The sequence below is a fragment of the Cyanobacterium aponinum PCC 10605 genome, from assembly GCF_000317675.1.
Taxonomy (GTDB): domain Bacteria; phylum Cyanobacteriota; class Cyanobacteriia; order Cyanobacteriales; family Cyanobacteriaceae; genus PCC-10605.
Window position 1 is genome coordinate 549939 of the sequence record NC_019776.1, and the last position, 17175, is coordinate 567113.

Below are 17175 nucleotides of genomic sequence, written 5' to 3' on the forward strand. Positions count from 1 at the left end.
AAATCTAAACTACCAAGTATTGAATATTTGCTCAAAAACAAAAAATTATTCAACCCTTGATTTTTCTAAAAAATAAGGTACTTTTTCTGATTCTAAAGCAGGAGAAAAGAATAAACCCTGCATCCTGTCGCAACCAATGCTCGATAAAATATCTTTCTGATTTTCAGTGCTAACCCCTTCTATAACTAAATCTACATTTAAAAATTGAGCTAAATCAACCCCACAACTTATTAATTTTTCTTCTCCTGAATTGCCCTCTAAATTTTTAATCAAACGAGGAGAAGTTTTCAAGGTATTTACTTTTATTTTCTCCCTCATAAAAGCAAAAAATGTCTGAATATCTGGACTAAATAAACCATAGTTTAAAGAACTATTACTAAGTATATTTAAACGCTCAATAATGAAATTCTCTTCAACCAAACTATTATCCAACACAATTTCTAATTCTACAGAAGGAAACTGGTTTTCAGGAGTAATTAACTCACTAACTTTATCAATGACATTATCTTTCATTAGAGTTGATAAGAGAACTTTTAAACTTATTTTGAGGTCAAAAGTTTGTCTATCTTCCATCCATGAATTATAATCTTTTAGTATTTGTTCCAATGACCACAATAATAAATCTTCATCATAATTGGATTCTTGAACTTTTAATAAAATATCTAATTCTTGCAAATCTGTTTTTTCTTCTACAAAATTAATTGTTGCATTAAAACCACTTAAAATTTCTGTTTTTGCGCTGACTATAGGAGAATACTTTAAGACAAATTTATTACTACTAATTACATCGTTCATTAACATGAAATTTTTATTTTTGATAGTTATTGTCTTAGCTATATTTTCTGTAAAAAATTGACAATTGCTATTACCATATTCATAACTGCTTTCTAAAGCTATATTAGTATTTTTTATTAGCTCATGAAAATTTTTGCCATCTTGAGGATGAATAGTGACACCTAAATTAACATTTAAAATAATTGAATTTCCATTAATTGTTATAGGTTGTTTTAAATCAGTTAAAATTTGCTCAATAATAGTATTAACCTGAGATTCATTGATGATTTCCTCTTTTAAAATAATGAATTCATCCGCAGATATTTGACATAAACAATCAATAGAAGAAAGATGTTTTTTAATTATAAAAATTAAGTTTTCTAATAACTTACTTACAATTTCTTGAGAAAAATAATTACTGATATTATCCCATTGATTAACTTTTATTTTGATTAAGGCAATATTACTTTCTTTTAAACTATTAAAACCTAAAGACCATGCTAATTGTTTTTCTAATAAATTCTTATTTCCTAAATTGGTACTCAAATTATGAGAACTTTGATAACGCAAAGCATCTTCTAACTTCTGTAAATTACTATTATTTTCAACGGATACTAAAATACATTTTTGTTCTTGATAATTAATCGGAACACTTTTCACTAAAACATTGATTAGTTTTTTCTCTTTTCCTTGATGAATTGAATATCTACAACTCTTAACATTATTTTGAGCTAAAGTTGATAAATCATGGTTAATTATTTCCTTTTCACAACAATCTAATTCTTCCAATTTTAAGCCAATTATTTCTGAACTTAAATAGCCCAACATTTGAGCATAATTCTGATTTACTTTAACAATCTCAGATGATTCTAAATTAACAATAAATACACCCTGAGAAATAAGCTCTAAAATAGCAAAATTTTCATCGGTAAAAGCACTAAATATGCTTAAATCTGACATCTCTGAATTATATACTTTTTCAGCAAAAATTGATTCATAGTCAGGGTAAGCAATACTATAAAAAGTCTTTGATTGAAGGTTGACAATATCATATTTTGCTTTAACATCTATTCCACCAAAAAAGATAATATCTCCCGGATTTAGCTTTGCACAAAAACATTTTTTACCGTTGACATAAATACCATTGGTGCTTCTTCTTCCGAAAAAATCTCCATCCATTAACCAAAAAACATTTTCCGATCGCTCTGAATCCACTAAACTTTGATAATTTACTCTAATAATATGTGCATGATTACGAGAAATAACTCGATGATGACAGAAAAAAGTATTAGTAGAATTTCGCCCAATGGAATAGTTATCTTTATCTAGGAAAAAAGTTTTTTTCCAACTGCCACACTCAACTGCTAAAATGTGTTTAATATAATTTTGATTAATCTTCATTAACTGTTTTTACCTTTCTTTTGAATTAAGTTTTAAAAGAATATAGCTTGTTTATAATTAATATTTTTTTCAGAATTAGTAAAGAAAAATATTTATAACTATTATGAGAAATTTTAGCTGATTTAATTGTTAATCAGACAACTTATATAATAATTTCATTTGATTCATAATATTTTGTTGGAAGATGGAAATTAAAAGTTAAAAAGTTAGAAGCGACTGGGCTTAATCATTTAAGGATTTTCAATAATTGATTATTACAAATGATTGACGAACGCTATATAATAAGTGACAGTAAAATAGTACTGAAAGTAAAGGCTAACCATTGTAGTTATTATGTTGATAGCTAATTGCTTAAAAAATATAAAAACCCAAGTAAGCACAGTATATCTTCATATCAAGATATTTGGTTATTTTCACTTTCTCCATTATATTATTAGAAAATATAGTAATTATCAATTATTATTAAATTATGGAATTATCACCTCAAGAAAAGGATAAATTGTTAATTTTTACTGCGGGTTTATTGGCAGAGAGAAGAAAAGCAAAAGGTTTAAAACTAAATTATCCTGAAGCTGTTGCCTATATTTCTGCGGCTATTTTAGAAGGTGCAAGGGAAGGGCTCACAGTGGCAGAGTTGATGAGTTACGGGCGTACTTTATTAACTAAAAATGATGTAATGGAGGGTATCTCAGAAATGGTGGAAGAAGTTCAAGTAGAGGCTACTTTTCCTGATGGTACAAAATTAGTAACTGTTCATCACCCGATTAATTAATTTGGCTCTATCACTTCTCGTCGTGTAAATTATTGGTTAAAGTAGGGAAGAGGCAAAAAACAAAAAGCAAAAGGCGATTATTCAATAATAATTGATAAACTTTCAGTTTTTATTTTACTATAAACACTATTCAATAAAGGTTATAGAAGTCCTGTTTCTCTTAATTTATCATAACCACACTCTGAACAGTCATTAATTTTGGTCTATTACTATAATTTAGAGAGATGATTATTCTGACTAAAAAAAGTAAATTTTTTCTTCGTAATAAGGTGAATTTAGAAATATATTTAACAGCAGAAGAAAGAACAAAAGTTAAACAAAAAATACGGGTTGATACGATTAGTGAAAATGAAAATAAATATATTAAATTAAATTTAGAAAGGGGAAATGTGCTGATGGAAGGAGATATATTAACTAATGATGATGAGAGTTTTTTTGTCGAGATAAAAGCAAAATTAGAACCCGTTATCACAGTGAAGGCATTGGATACATTAAATTTGCTAAAAGCGGCTTATCATCTAGGAAATCGTCATGTTAGTTTAGAAATTAATAGTGATTATTTACGTTTTTCTCCTAATCATGTTTTAGAATCTATGTTATCTAAATTAGGGGTTAGTTTTTGTCAGGAAACTGCACCTTTTTATCCGGAATTGGGGGCTTATAAACATGAAAAGTAAAAAGGGCAAGGGGCAAAGGAAAAATGAAGAATTAAGAATTAGTTTTCCCTCTCACCCTCTTCTCTCATCTCCCTTTCTCTCTACTCATTATCTTTGGTGGTAAATAATTGCAGGGAAACTAAAATTAAAGCTACTAGCAGGAGAATTGTGGTAGTGGCAGAAGCGTAGCCGAAATTAAATTGGCGGAAAGCTAATTCGTAAATATAAAAAGCTAAAATATTCGTGGAATTAGAGGGGCCTCCTCCTGTCATTATGTAAACTTGTTCAAAGGATTTCAGGGTAAAAATAGTTGTAGTAATAGTCGCAAAAATAAGGGTTGGTTTTAAGGCGGGTAAGGTAATGTACCATATTTTTGCCCAAAAATTTGCACCGTCTAATTCGGCGGCTTCATAGCGATTTTGAGGAATTATTTGTAATCCTGCAAGAAAAACGACTAAGTTAAAACCTATTTGTCGCCATGTGCTAAAAAGAATAAGTACGGGCATAGCCCAAAATGTGCTATTTAACCAATTGATGGGATAAAAATTAAGTTTTAATAATATTTGATTAATAGTGCCATTATTTTGAAATAACCAACGAAATCCTAATCCCATAGCGACTAAAGATGTTATGGAGGGAAGAAAGTAAGCTGTGCGGAAAAATCCTTTTAAAGGTAAATTTTGATTGAGTAATATCGCTAAAAATAAAGGAATAATTAAACTGGGAATAATAGTAAAAATTGAGAAGTAAATTGTATTAAAAATAATTTGAGAAAAATCTGGATCTATTAATAGTTTTCGATAATTTTTGAGTCCAATCCAACTAATTTGAATTATATTACCATCAGTAAAACTTAAGTAAAATACCATTAAAATAGGTATGAATAAAAAAATAGTTAATAGGGTTAAGGCTGGTGTTAAAAATAACCAAGGTTTCCAATTTAATTGAGTGATTAAGTTTATCTTTTTTGTTTGATTATTCACACTTAACTTTTAGGTTATATTTTATTTTTTTAGTTTACAGTAATTAACCTTCGTTCGGTTTAAGAATATCGGATAAGATGAGGTTATGAGGGGAGAGGGAGAAATCTAGGGTTTTTTCAAAGTCAGGGCAAAATTATCTTGCCCTCACCCCCAACCCCTCTCCCACAGTAGAGGGGAGCGTTTTTTCTTATTTCTGGTTTTGAAATTTATCCAATATTTGTTTTAAAGCGTCTATTTGTAAAGGTTTCGCTATATAGTCATTCATTCCTGCTTCTAAGCAAATGGTGCGATCGCGTTCCATAGCGTTAGCTGTCATCGCTACGATATACGGTTGTTGGGTAAGATGAGAGCGAATCCAACGAGTGACTTGTAAACCGTCCATTTCAGGCATTTGTATATCCATAAAAATCAGATCGTAATTTGTTTTTTGCACTGCTTCAATTACTTCTAAACCGTTATTAACAATATCTCCTTGATAACCTAATTTTTTCAGAGTTAAAGAGGCTACTTTTTGATTAGCTTTGTTATCTTCAGCTAAGAGAATTAAATATTGAGGAAGAGTGGTGATGGTTTCAAAAGAATTAATCTGACTAAGGGAAGTATTTTTTTCTATCTCCACCAAAGGAAGAACTATCGTAAAATAAAATGTAGGGCCTTGCCCTTCTTCCGACTCAACCCACATTGTACCGCCCATTATTTCTACTAGACGTTTACTAATGGCTAATCCTAATCCTGTACCGCCATATTTTCGAGATGTGGAAGCATCTACTTGAGAAAAAGCCTTAAATAAACGATCGCGTTTTTTTGGAGGAATTCCGATACCTGTATCTTGAACTGCAAACTGTATTTTATAATTATTTTTTTCTTGTTTTTGCCCTTCTATATAAACAGCTACAGAACCTTTATCCGTAAATTTAAGAGCATTTCCAATTAAATTAATAAGTATTTGCTTAATTCTGATAAAATCTCCGAGAAAGTTTTTAGGAATATAATTAGGATATTTGTAGGTAAGTTTTATTTTCTTTTCTTGGGCTTGAAAACTAAATAAATCGATAGCACTTTGGATGTATTCTTCTAAATTAAAAGGTTTCTTTTCTAACTCTAATTTTCCTGATTCAATCTTAGAAAAATCTAAAATATCATTGATAATCACCAAGAGACTTTCACCACTATGACGGATAGTTTTAACAAAGTCGAATTGCTCAGAATTAAGAGGTGTGTCTGCTAATAAATTTGTCATGCCAATAACCCCATTCATAGGAGTGCGAATTTCATGACTCATAATCGCTAAAAAATCACTTTTTGCCTGATTGGCTAACTCGGCTTCCTGTTTTGCCTTTTGCAATTCCTTATTTTTGAGCGCCAGTTGTTGTAGTCTTTGTTTTTCCCTTTGCAATAATTCCCCTTGGGCAATGGCTATTCCTAATTGGGCGGCAACCGCTTCTAAAAGTTCGATTTCTTCTTTACTCCAAATATGAATGCGATCGCAGTGATGTAAACCTATGCTACCATTAATTTTACCCTGATAAAAAGTACCACAAGCAAGAAGAGATTTTAGTTGCATTTTAGCGACAATTTCTTTTTCCCTTTCATTGGTGAATAAGGGATGATTTTCGATATTATCTATAGGAATCGCTTTTTCCCTCTCCAAAACTAATTCCATGTAGGGGTTATTAATCACAGGAATTTCTACATTTAAACAAGAAGGATATTTTCCTAGAATATACTCAGAAACACACCTCATAGTTTTTGGTTGCTTTTCTGCACTTCCTGACTCACAGGTAAAAATCAGAGTCTGATCTACTCCAAACGCCTTACATATCTCCTCTGCCGCCGTCAAAAATATTTCTTCCGAGTTTAAACTACGTCTGATTCTGTCGGTTAACCTTGTCAATAAAATACTTTTTTGCAACTGCTTTTGTAATTCTTTTTCAATACGAACGCGATCGCCTATATTAGTACAAGAACCGATATAACCCAAAAAATTACTATCATTATCATAGCGAGGCACGCCCACATCTAAAAACCAAGAATACTCCCCATCATAACGACGCAAACGATACTCCATTTGAAAAGGAAAATGTCCTTCAAAAGAAGAGTAATAAACTTCCTTACATTTATCTTTATCTTCTGGATGTACATTATCTAACCAACCAGTATCAATTTCCTCGGCTAAAGTTTTACCTGTAAACTCCAACCAAGTTTTATTAACATAAGTGCAATTACCATCTTTGCCAGATAACCAAATTAATACAGGTGCATTATCTGCCATCATTTGAAACCTTTTTTCACTTTCTCTCAAGGCATTTTCTACTTCCTGTTTTTTTGTAACATCATTAGCAACAACCAAAAAGACTGATTTACCTTCCTGTTTAACTAATTGCATATTCACCTCTACAGGGTAATCACTACCATCTTTGCGGCGATGAATAGTTTGAAACTGTATGTTTTCTTTTTTTCCCGTTAATAAAGGTTGAAGCAATTCGATAAAATTTTCCTTCTCATACTCTGGTTTAATCTCCAATGGAGTCATAGTTTGCAACGTTTCCTTCTCGTAGCCAATATTTTGTAAGGCAGTAGAATTGGCATATTGGAATTTTAAATCATCTGCGGAGAAAACGTAAATTTCATTTAAACTAACTTCCAGAAAATAAGCTAATTCCCTGATTTGAGCTTCCATGGCTCTTTTTTCACTAACATCCCTTAAAATCACTGTTAAGATAACTTCTTTTTCATCAGTTATCAATTTAGAAATAGAAGCCTCTGCGGGAAATTCACTACCATCCCGACGACGGGCAAAAACTAATCGTTGTTTTCTTTCCCCCATTTCTCGACAAATTGGAATTTTTGATTGGGATTGAAATTCATCCACATGGTGACGGTGGATAGTGATAAAACGTGTTGGGATTAATATATCTAGGGGTTTTCCCATTACCTCATCAGGAGTATATTGAAATAATTTTGATGCCCCTTGATTAAACATAATTATTTCTTGTTGAGGATTAATGGAGATAATGGCATCATTAGCCACGTTTAAAATTCCTGCAAGGGTTTTTTCTGTTTTTTGTAAGTTGACTTGAGTTTGTTTAGATTTAATTAACTCTTGTTGATATTTATCATTAATTTTTTGCAATTCTGCTGTGCGTTTAGTGACTTTAACTTCTAAATTTTGTCTGGCTTCTTGCAGTTGTTGTAAGAGAGTGGCTTGTTGAATTCCTATACCTAATTGTACTGACAATTGTTCTAAAAATTCGATTTCTCCTCCTTGCCATTGCCGAGGTTGATGACAATTATGGACAATTAATAATCCCCAAAGACTACTATTAACTATTAAAGGGGTAATTAGACAGGCTTTAACCCCAAATCTACTTATTAGTCGATGATAGCAAGAATCGATCGCTTCTTCATCAATATCATTAATAACTTTTGTTTTCCATAAATTGCCCGATTGTAAAAATTCTTGTCTCAAACACTCATCATCGAGGGAATAATTTGCTAAGGAGAAGGAATTATTTTTTAATGCTTCTACAGTGATATGATTATGGTTGCCTTCTAAATGATAAATAATAACCCTCTCCGTATCGAGGAGAGATAAAACCTCATCAACGGCAGTTTGTAAAATGGTTTTCAAATTTAAAGAGGTGCGAATTCTCAGGGCAATATCAGAAATTAACTTTCCCCTCCTCTCGGCTGATTGTAAATTTTGCTTTTGTTGGCTTAATAATTCCTTTAATAATTGAGTTTTTTCTGTTTGTAAAACTTCAACTTGTTTTTCTAAAACTTTAATAACTCCCTGTAATTCTCTGGGATCTATTCCCTCTAAAATGCTACTTTGAGTAATAATGCCCTGTAAATCTCCCTCATCATCCACCACCACTAAACGACGAAAACCATACTCTGACATTATTAAATGGGCATCCCATAAGGATTTTTCTTTTTTTATCATCGTTAGAGGTTGTGTCATAACTTCCTCGGCACTAATCTGAGTAATATTAATACCTAAAGCCTGATAACGCACAATATCTCTTTCGGTAATAATCCCCAAGGGTTTTACTGTATTTTTGTTTATCTCTTCAGCAATGACGATGCAACTGATAACATTACGTGCCATAATGTGAACTAAATCAATTACTTTTTGCTGAGGGTAGCCACAAATAATATTGCGACGCATTACATCATAAACATAACGATGCTTGAGTAAATCCAGAGGTTGCAAACCGCTACGGATACTTTCAGGGGTAACTATACCTAAAACTTCTCGATTATGGTTAACAATGGGTAAGTGACGAATATTATATTGACGAAAAACATCAATTAAATCTGTTATATTACCTAACTTATCCACAGAAAAGGTAATTAAATCCCTTGTCATTACTTCAGCGACAACCAATTTTTCTAAAGGCAACTGTTGGGAGGATATTTTAACTATATCTCTTTCCGTAACTAAGCCGACTAATCTTTCTTGATTAATTACTACAACACAACTTAATCCCTGATTTTGTCTATCTTTGTGACTATTACTTAATAGTTTAATCACATCGAGCAAAGAAGTATCTAAGGCAACCCGAAGAAAGTTATAGTTAATAGGGTGGTTTTGTGACAGGGAAAACATAAATCGAATCTCTAATTCATGTCAATATATTATTAACTTACCTTAAAAATAGATTCGATCGAGCAGTATCACTAAAGGTGATCGTAATAATTACACCTTTTATCATTAAAATAAAATTATAGAAAATTTCTCATAAAAATTATGACTATTGGTGTTTGGATTTTAGGGGATCAACTGATTGAAAATCATCCTATTTTAGCGGAATTAGAAGCTAACAAAAAAGAAGTAATAGTTATTTTAATTGAATCACTAAATCATATCAAAAAAAGAAATTATCATCAACAAAAACTAATCTTTATTTGGTCAGCAATGCGTCATTATGCTGAAGAATTAAGGATAAATAATTGGCAAATAAATTATCAAATAGTCGAAAATTTTGATGAAGGTTTATTTAATACAATTCAAAAATATAGTCTCACAGAAATCAGAACAATAACTCCGTGCGATCGCACCTTTTTACAATCAATTAAAAACCTAAAATTAAACTGTGAAGTAAAACTGTATCCTAACCCAAATTTTCTATGGCAACCAGAAGAATTTAAACAATGGGCAGATAAAAGAAAAAGGTTAATTCTTGAAGATTTTTACAGAGAAAGTAGAAAAAGATGGCAAATATTATTAACAGAAAATAATCAACCAGTAGGTGGAAAATGGAACTTAGATAAAGAAAATAGAAAACCTCCTAAAAATAACTTATCCCCTCCTCAACCTCTGGTATTTAAGCTGGATAATATAACAAAAAAAGTAATAGAAAAAGTTAACAAGCTAGACATAAAAACCTATGGTAATAGTGATAAATTTAACTGGGCAGTGACAAGAAAAGATGCTTTAAAAGTATTAGATAATTTCATTAATTATCGTTTAGAAAAATTTGGAACGTATCAAGATGCAATGATAACTAACCAAGAATTTATGTGGCACAGTCTTATTTCTCCTTATCTTAATGTGGGTTTATTACAACCCTTAGAAGTTATTAAAACAGTAGAAAGGGCTTATTATGAAAAATCATTTCCTTTAAATTCTGTAGAAGGATTTATTCGACAAATATTAGGTTGGCGAGAATATATGTATGGAATTTACCATTATGTAGAAGAAGATTATTTTCAAGCAAACTGGTTTAATCATCAACACCCCTTACCATCTTTTTTTTGGGATAGTAACCAAGCAAAAATGAACTGTTTAAAACAAGTACTAAAACAAACAGAAAATACAGGTTATGCTCATCATATTCAGCGATTAATGATAATTAGTAATTATGCTTTAATTAAAGGTATTTCTCCTCAAGAAATAGAAAATTGGTTTCACAGTGCTTATATAGATGCTTATGACTGGGTAATGCAAACTAATGTGTTAGGAATGGGGCAGTTTGCTGACGGTGGCTTATTGGCATCAAAACCCTACGCATCTTCGGCTAACTATATCAATAAAATGAGTGATTACTGCTCTAATTGTTCTTATAATCCCAAGGAAAAAACTACAGAAAATGCTTGTCCTTTTAATTATTTGTATTGGGATTTTTTAGCCCGTCATGAAGAAAAATTGCGCTCTCAAGGAAGAATGAATTTGGTGTTAAAACATTTAGAAAAAATGTCTCCCGATGAATTAAATAAAATACATAATTTAGCTAGTTCAACTATAGAATAAAGTCTTCAAATTTACCATATCTTACCTCAGTTCGATATAAAAATATGACTCTATTACTTCTCGTCGTGTAAATTATTGGTTAGGGTAGGCAAAAGGCAAACCCCCCTTTATCCCCCCTCGAGAGGGGGGAGGGCAAAAGGCAATTATTAAATAATAATTTATAAACTTTGAGTTTTTATTTTCCTATAAACACTGTTCAATAAAAGTTACATAATTTAGTTTCTATTAATTTATCATAACTATTGTAGAAGAGCCAAGAATATCTCCTAAATGGAGGGTTTTAGATAAAATTAACTACTCAAAGTAAGTTGACATAGAATGATATTAGAGGGCAAAAAAAGAACCTCATCAAACATCAGAAATTTAACCAACTTATTGTATGAATGATAATAATTTGATTACTGGTTTAATTCATTCCACAGAGAGTTGTGGCACAGTGGATGGCCCTGGTATTCGCTTCGTTGTTTTTACCCAAGGATGCCCTCTAAGATGCTTATATTGTCACAATCCTGATTGTCGTCATATAGAAAATGGAAAAAAAATAACAGTGGGGGAGTTAATCGAGGAAATTGAGAAATATCATTCTTATTTCGATTATTCAGGGGGGGGCGTTACAGTGACAGGAGGAGAGCCTTTAATGCAACCAGAATTTGTCAAAGCAATTTTTCAGGAGTGCCATAAAAAAGGAATTCATACGGCTTTGGATACTTCTGGATATGTGCAGTTAAATCAAGCCAAGGAAGTATTAGAATCGGCGGATTTAGTGTTGTTGGATATTAAATCTTATGATCCTGAAATTTATCGACGAGTAACAAGTGTTTCTCTGCAACCCACCCTTGATTTTGCCAATTATTTAGCGAAAATTAATAAACCAACATGGATTCGTTTTGTTTTAGTGCCTAATCTAACAGATCCTGATCATAATGTTCAAGGGTTAGCTGAGTTTGTAGCAGGATTAAAAAATGTTGAAAAAGTTGAAGTTTTACCTTTTCATAAAATGGGTGAATATAAATGGGAACAGTTAGGATATGACTATCAACTAAAAGATACCCAAACACCCTCCCCCGAATTGATTGCTAAAGTTTCAGAAATATTTAAAAGAAATGGTTTAAATGTTCAATAAAATGTATTTTCAATAAATTTAACCGCAGTTTATCTCAAAAAAAATACTTTTCCCTATCACCGCTAAACAATTTTATATCGAACTCAGGTGAGGTAGTATCATATTATTATTATTAGGGAATTTCTACAGAGGTTGGCTTGGCAATATGAGGTAATCCCCAACCTAGTTTTTCTCGGAGAATACGGAAAAATTCGGGAGACTGTAAGCGGATAAATTTGGCTGGATAGGGCGATCGCACTATTACTACTTGATCATCTGGTAAAATATAACAACCAGCATTACCATCAACCACCATCACCATTTGATTGGGAGTGGCAGGATAAATAGTTACAGGTTCTTGATTAGAGAAAACCAACGCACGGGAAGCAAGAGAATGAGGACAAATGGGTGCTAACTGAAATACGGGTACATCTGGAGTAACCACAGGGCCTCCTGCACTCAAAGAATAAGCCGTTGAACCTGTGGGAGTTGATATAATTATCCCATCGGCGGCAATGTCAACGGGGGCGTGTCTGCCAATGGCAATTTCAAAATGACACATACTTGTCAATGGTTCTCTATGTATGACAGCCTCATTTAAACAAAGGGCTTCCCAGAGTAAATGTCCATCTCGAATTACTTGAACCCGCATCATGGAACGTTCTTCCACTTCATACTCGTCTCTTAAAACGGCATCTAATATTTTTGGTAGTTGGTTAAGGTAGATTTCCGTTAAAAAGCCTAAATGCCCTGTATTGACGGCTAAAATAGGAATATTGTGGGGAGAAACCTGTCGAGAAGCAGATAAAACTGTACCATCTCCTCCCAAAACAATGACAAATTTCATATCTTGGTCAAAGCCGAAAGGAGCAATTTTTTCAATGGCACTATAACAAACGGGGCGATCGGGTCTGGAATATCCTAAAATACCGGCGTAACCAGTAGCGAGGTGAACTTGATAACCTTCGGCTGTCAATTTTTCCTTTAACTCCGTGGCGACTTGACAAGCAATGGGTTTAATATCGTTGTAAATTACGCCTATTTTGGGCATCAATATTCTTCCTGATCAATTAAGTTTTTATTTGCCGTAGTCTGTATAGCACAGTTGACAAATTATTTTATCATTAAAAGTTGCTATCAGGATATATTTTTACCTCAGTTCTACAAGAGAATATAGGATTGGACTGTTGAGGAGAGAGGGAGATGGGGGGATGAGGGGATAAGGGGGATAAGGTGTCAGGTGTCAGGTTTCAGGTTGCAGGTTTTAGAAGAAAGTAATAAGTATTCGGAGTTTTTTATTCTTAATTTTTCCTTTGCCCTCCCCCCTCTCGAGGGGGGATAAAGGGGGGTTCGCCCCTTGCCCCTTGCCCCTTGCCCTTTGCCCTTTTCGCCATCATTATCATTCATAGATAAAAATTTATCTCGAACTCAGGTTAGTTATTAACCAAAACGTCCACTAACATATTCCTGAGTGGCTTCTTCCGCAGGATTTTGAAATATTCTGTCTGTTTGATCATATTCCACTAAATATCCTAGCTTACCGCTACCCCCTTCTATACTTTTGGCATTAAAAAAGGCTGTATAGTCTGAAACCCTTGAAGCCTGTTGCATATTATGGGTAACAATGACGATGGTAAAATTTCTTTTTAATTCGTGAATAGATTCTTCTACTTTTAAGGTAGAAATAGGATCAAGAGCCGAACAAGGTTCATCCATCAAGATTACTTCTGGTTGTAGAGCGATAGTTCTGGCAATACATAAACGTTGTTGTTGTCCTCCTGAAAGGGCTAAACCACTCTGACGTAATTTGTCTTTTACTTCATCCCATAAAGCCGCTTTGCGTAATGACTCTTCTACTAAGTCATCCATATTGCCTTTATAACCGTTGATTCTTGCACCCCATGCAATATTTTCATAGATAGATTTCGGGAACGGATTAGGTTTTTGAAATACCATGCCAATTCGACTTCTAACTAACACAGGATCAACATTTTTGGCATAAATATCTTTATCTTTAAAGGTAATTCTACCCTTAATTCTCGCACTAGCCACAAGGTCATTCATGCGGTTAAAACAGCGTAAAATTGTACTTTTTCCACATCCTGAAGGACCAATAAATGCGATCGCATTATTTTTGGGTATATCCAGATTAACTCCTGCAACAGCCTTGTGAGAGCCGTAGTAAACGTCAACGTTTTCTGCCCTTAAAACTACGTCCTCGTAAAAATCAGAGGAAGATAAGTTATTCATGTTAGGTAATTATTATATAGATAAGTATGGAATCAGATTTTTTAATGACTACTTTGCCTTAAAAGTTTTATCAAGTAGTCTTGTATTAGTATCGTAAATATTTATATACTTCCATAATTATATATTGTTATGAAGAAATATTCGGTTAAGAACAGGTTAATAGTTGCCGTTTAATTATTTAACCTCAGTTTGGAGTGTTGAGGAGAAGAGATGATGAGGGGAAGAGGTGAAAGGGGGAAGTTAATTAAACACTGTTGCCCATTGCCTTTTTAACTTTGTCCCTTGCCTTTTGCCCTTTGTGTCTCCCCTAAAAAAGCAGGGTTGTGTCAAAGTAGATCTCAAAATTCCTCACCTTTACCAAAACGATTAGGTTTGTTGAGTTTATGATGAGGGCTTTCTACTGACATTCTAGGTGATATTTTGTTTCGTTATAGCTTAATTCGCACAAGCGGTACATTCTTCTTTAAATGAGTCTCTTTGCACGATGCGTACATAGTAAACGGCTTTACAACCTTTTTCCCATGACATCATTAAAGTATCAAATATATCTTTTGCTTTCAATGATCTTTCAGGCTCATCTGCAAAATATACTCCCTGATTTAAGTTGAACAGTAGTTCCATGGAAATCCCAGTGTCTATCCATTGTTGAATAGTTGCGATCGCGCTTACTACTTGATCTTGATGAAGGGTTTTGTTTTCTTGGTAAAACCAATATTTATCCTGAACGTAAGGCGGTGCAATGGGTACAGTTCCTTTAGCCCATTTGTCATAGAAGAATCTACTATAAACAGGTAACACACTAGCGGTACAACCTTGAACCAAGGAAGAAGAAGTATTAGGTGCGATCGCAGTTATGTGAGAATTACGGATACCATATTTTTGAATATCAATAGCTAACTTCTGCCAACGAATAGGTTGAGAAGCATTTTCTTCAAACCAAGTGACAGGTTTGCTACCAATTAATAAGCCTTTACTCCAATCACTACCTTCAAAAGCAGGATAAGCACCTCTTTCCTTACTCAATAACATAGAGGCTTGGGTGCAGTGATAACCAATATTCTCAAATAAGTCACTAATTTCTGACAAATTATTATATCTCAACTCCCGTTTTGCCAACCAGTCCGCTAATCCCATAGCACCAACACCAATGGTACGATAGCGATCATTATGATTCTTTGCATCTTCAAAAGGGGGTATAGTAATATCGATGGTATTATCTAAAATTCTCACTGCCAAAGTACACACCGATTCAATATCGCTATCCTCTAAATTGGCAAGGTTGAGGGAAACTAAATTGCAACAGTGAGCATATTTATTAGGGGTAACATTACTAAAGCTCTCAGTACACAAGTTCACACCAGGGATATAACCATCGTGTTTATTAGGATTGGCTTTGTTGATAGCATCTTTAAACGCAAGGTAAGGCATTCCTGTTTCCACCTGCGCCCGCATAATTTCTTTGAATAATTCCCTAGCATTAACTTTTTTATAGAGTTTAATTTTCGTCTCGAGATTAGCTTCAATAATAGAGTAAGCCTTTTCAAACTCCACACCCCAAAGAGGGGCTAAGTCAATGCCTAACTCGTTTTGTACTTCAAAAGGATCAACTAAAGTCCATTCTTGCTTATTTTCTACCCGACGCATAAATTCATCAGCAATTACTAACTGCGGAAATACGTCATAAGCCTTACGTCTTTGATCCCCGTTTTCTGTCTGCATTTCCAAAAATTCAGGTACATCCAAATGCCAAATATCTAAACCCACAGTTACCGCTCCGGCACGTCTGCCTCCCTGATTCACGGCAATGGCTGTATCGTTGAGTAATTTAATCCAAGGTATAACCCCCCCAGAGGCATTTTTCTTGCCCATTACTGAGCTTCCTGTGGCACGGATTCGAGACACATTTACCCCCACTCCACCCCCATTTTTCGAGATTCGAGCTGTATTGGTGATTTCCCTAAAAATACTTTCTAAGTTGTCATCGATACTAACGATAAAACAACTGGTTAACGAGCCGTTTGGTATTCTTAAATTAGCTAAAATTGGTGTGGCTAAAGAAATACGACGAGATGCGATCGCTTCATAAAATTTGCGAGCATAATATAAGCGAGAATCAGGAGACTCTACCATAGCCAAAAGTAATGCACAAGTTAAAAACGCTTCTTGGGGCAATTCTTGAGGCAGAAGATAACGACTGGTTAATAAAACAGCACCAGCATAATCATAATCTAAATCCCAATCGGCATTAATCCAACTTCCTGCTTCTTCTAATTCTGTCGTAGAATAAGTTAAAATACGCTCATCATATTTGCCCTGTTCTACAAAAGATTGAACGGTTTGAGCATAATTACCGTAATTATAACCACGATGAACTAGAGTTTCTTTCCATAAACTCCAAATGTGCAGTCTTCCAGCCACATAACGCCAATCGGGTTGATCTAAATCACATAACTCTAAAGCACAATTAATTAAATTATCCTGAATTTCCCGTGTGGTAATTCCATGACGTAAACGGGTTTTCAATCCTGACTCTAAAGCTATAGAATTCACCTCCTTACCATTACACGCCCAATCTACCACCTTGCGGATTTTGGTGACATCAAGAGGTGCAGACGTACCACTTCTTTTTATAACTTCGATCTGACCGGCATTTTTTGCTTCTTTGTTGTGACTATGATTGGTTTGATAAGAATAACCAGAATTTATATTTTCTTGAGTATCCAATAACATTACTTCTGCCTCGCTACCTTAAGTATTTCTACTCAATGACTATTGTTTTTTTGTTTAGACTTCTCTTTTATACCACATATATGGGGTAGGTGGATCACTCCATACACCATATGTAAAATTTAGTCAATAAAATTTATTTTTTCTTTCTTTAAGATTTTGTTCGCCAGACAAATTAATTTTGTTTGAAGTGAAGGGTAATTTTTATTTTTTTCTCGCAGACTAATCATAACAAAATATCTCTTAACGAAATC

10 protein-coding genes are annotated in these 17175 nt (G+C 33.4%); 4 read left to right on the plus strand and 6 right to left on the minus strand.

Annotated elements, in window-relative coordinates; translation table 11 throughout:
* Positions 1–45 precede the first annotated feature (45 nt).
* A complete protein-coding gene (locus CYAN10605_RS02220) occupies positions 46–2175 on the minus strand; it encodes an EAL domain-containing protein (RefSeq protein WP_015218309.1) in 2130 nt (709 codons plus the stop codon).
* Positions 2176–2644: 469 nt separating this feature from the next.
* Here CYAN10605_RS02220 and ureA point away from each other — a divergent pair, with 469 nt between their 5' ends.
* Together ureA and ureE are read left to right on the plus strand one after the other, a co-directional pair.
* Positions 2645–2947, plus strand: a complete 303-nt coding sequence (ureA, locus tag CYAN10605_RS02225) for an urease subunit gamma (RefSeq protein ID WP_015218310.1) — start codon at positions 2645–2647, stop codon at positions 2945–2947.
* 224 nt (positions 2948–3171) lie between these two features.
* Complete coding sequence (gene ureE / locus CYAN10605_RS02230; protein WP_015218311.1) at positions 3172–3624, plus strand: urease accessory protein UreE; 453 nt, start codon at positions 3172–3174, stop codon at positions 3622–3624.
* Positions 3625–3704: 80 nt separating this feature from the next.
* On the opposite strand, the gene CYAN10605_RS02235 is transcribed toward ureE, so the two are convergent.
* Both CYAN10605_RS02235 and CYAN10605_RS02240 read right to left on the minus strand, forming a co-directional pair.
* Positions 3705–4586: a carbohydrate ABC transporter permease gene (locus CYAN10605_RS02235; RefSeq protein WP_015218312.1), complete on the minus strand. Its 882-nt coding sequence runs from the start codon at positions 4584–4586 to the stop codon at positions 3705–3707.
* Positions 4587–4773: 187 nt separating this feature from the next.
* Positions 4774–9198, minus strand: coding sequence for a PAS domain S-box protein (locus CYAN10605_RS02240; RefSeq protein WP_015218313.1), 4425 nt, complete (start codon positions 9196–9198; stop codon positions 4774–4776).
* Positions 9199–9339: 141 nt separating this feature from the next.
* Between CYAN10605_RS02240 and CYAN10605_RS02245 the strand changes: the two genes are divergently transcribed.
* Together CYAN10605_RS02245 and pflA are read left to right on the plus strand one after the other, a co-directional pair.
* Positions 9340–10842 carry a cryptochrome/photolyase family protein gene (locus CYAN10605_RS02245; protein WP_015218314.1) on the plus strand — a complete coding sequence of 501 codons (1503 nt, stop codon included), beginning with the start codon at positions 9340–9342 and terminating at the stop codon, positions 10840–10842.
* A 379-nt stretch (positions 10843–11221) separates the two neighbouring features.
* Positions 11222–11965 carry a pyruvate formate-lyase-activating protein gene (gene pflA / locus CYAN10605_RS02250; protein WP_015218315.1) on the plus strand — a complete coding sequence of 248 codons (744 nt, stop codon included), beginning with the start codon at positions 11222–11224 and terminating at the stop codon, positions 11963–11965.
* 112 nt (positions 11966–12077) lie between these two features.
* On the opposite strand, the gene CYAN10605_RS02255 is transcribed toward pflA, so the two are convergent.
* The 3 genes from CYAN10605_RS02255 to CYAN10605_RS02265 form a co-directional block, all read right to left on the minus strand.
* Positions 12078–12995 (minus strand): NAD(+) kinase, encoded by a 918-nt coding sequence (locus tag CYAN10605_RS02255; protein WP_015218316.1) that lies wholly within the window; start codon positions 12993–12995, stop codon positions 12078–12080.
* A gap of 389 nt (positions 12996–13384) precedes the next feature.
* Positions 13385–14194 (minus strand): phosphate ABC transporter ATP-binding protein PstB, encoded by an 810-nt coding sequence (gene pstB, locus CYAN10605_RS02260; RefSeq protein ID WP_015218317.1) that lies wholly within the window; start codon positions 14192–14194, stop codon positions 13385–13387.
* Between the two features lie 435 nt (positions 14195–14629).
* Complete coding sequence (locus CYAN10605_RS02265) at positions 14630–16924, minus strand: ribonucleoside-diphosphate reductase subunit alpha (protein ID WP_015218318.1); 2295 nt, start codon at positions 16922–16924, stop codon at positions 14630–14632.
* Between the last annotated feature and the right edge of the window lie 251 nt (positions 16925–17175).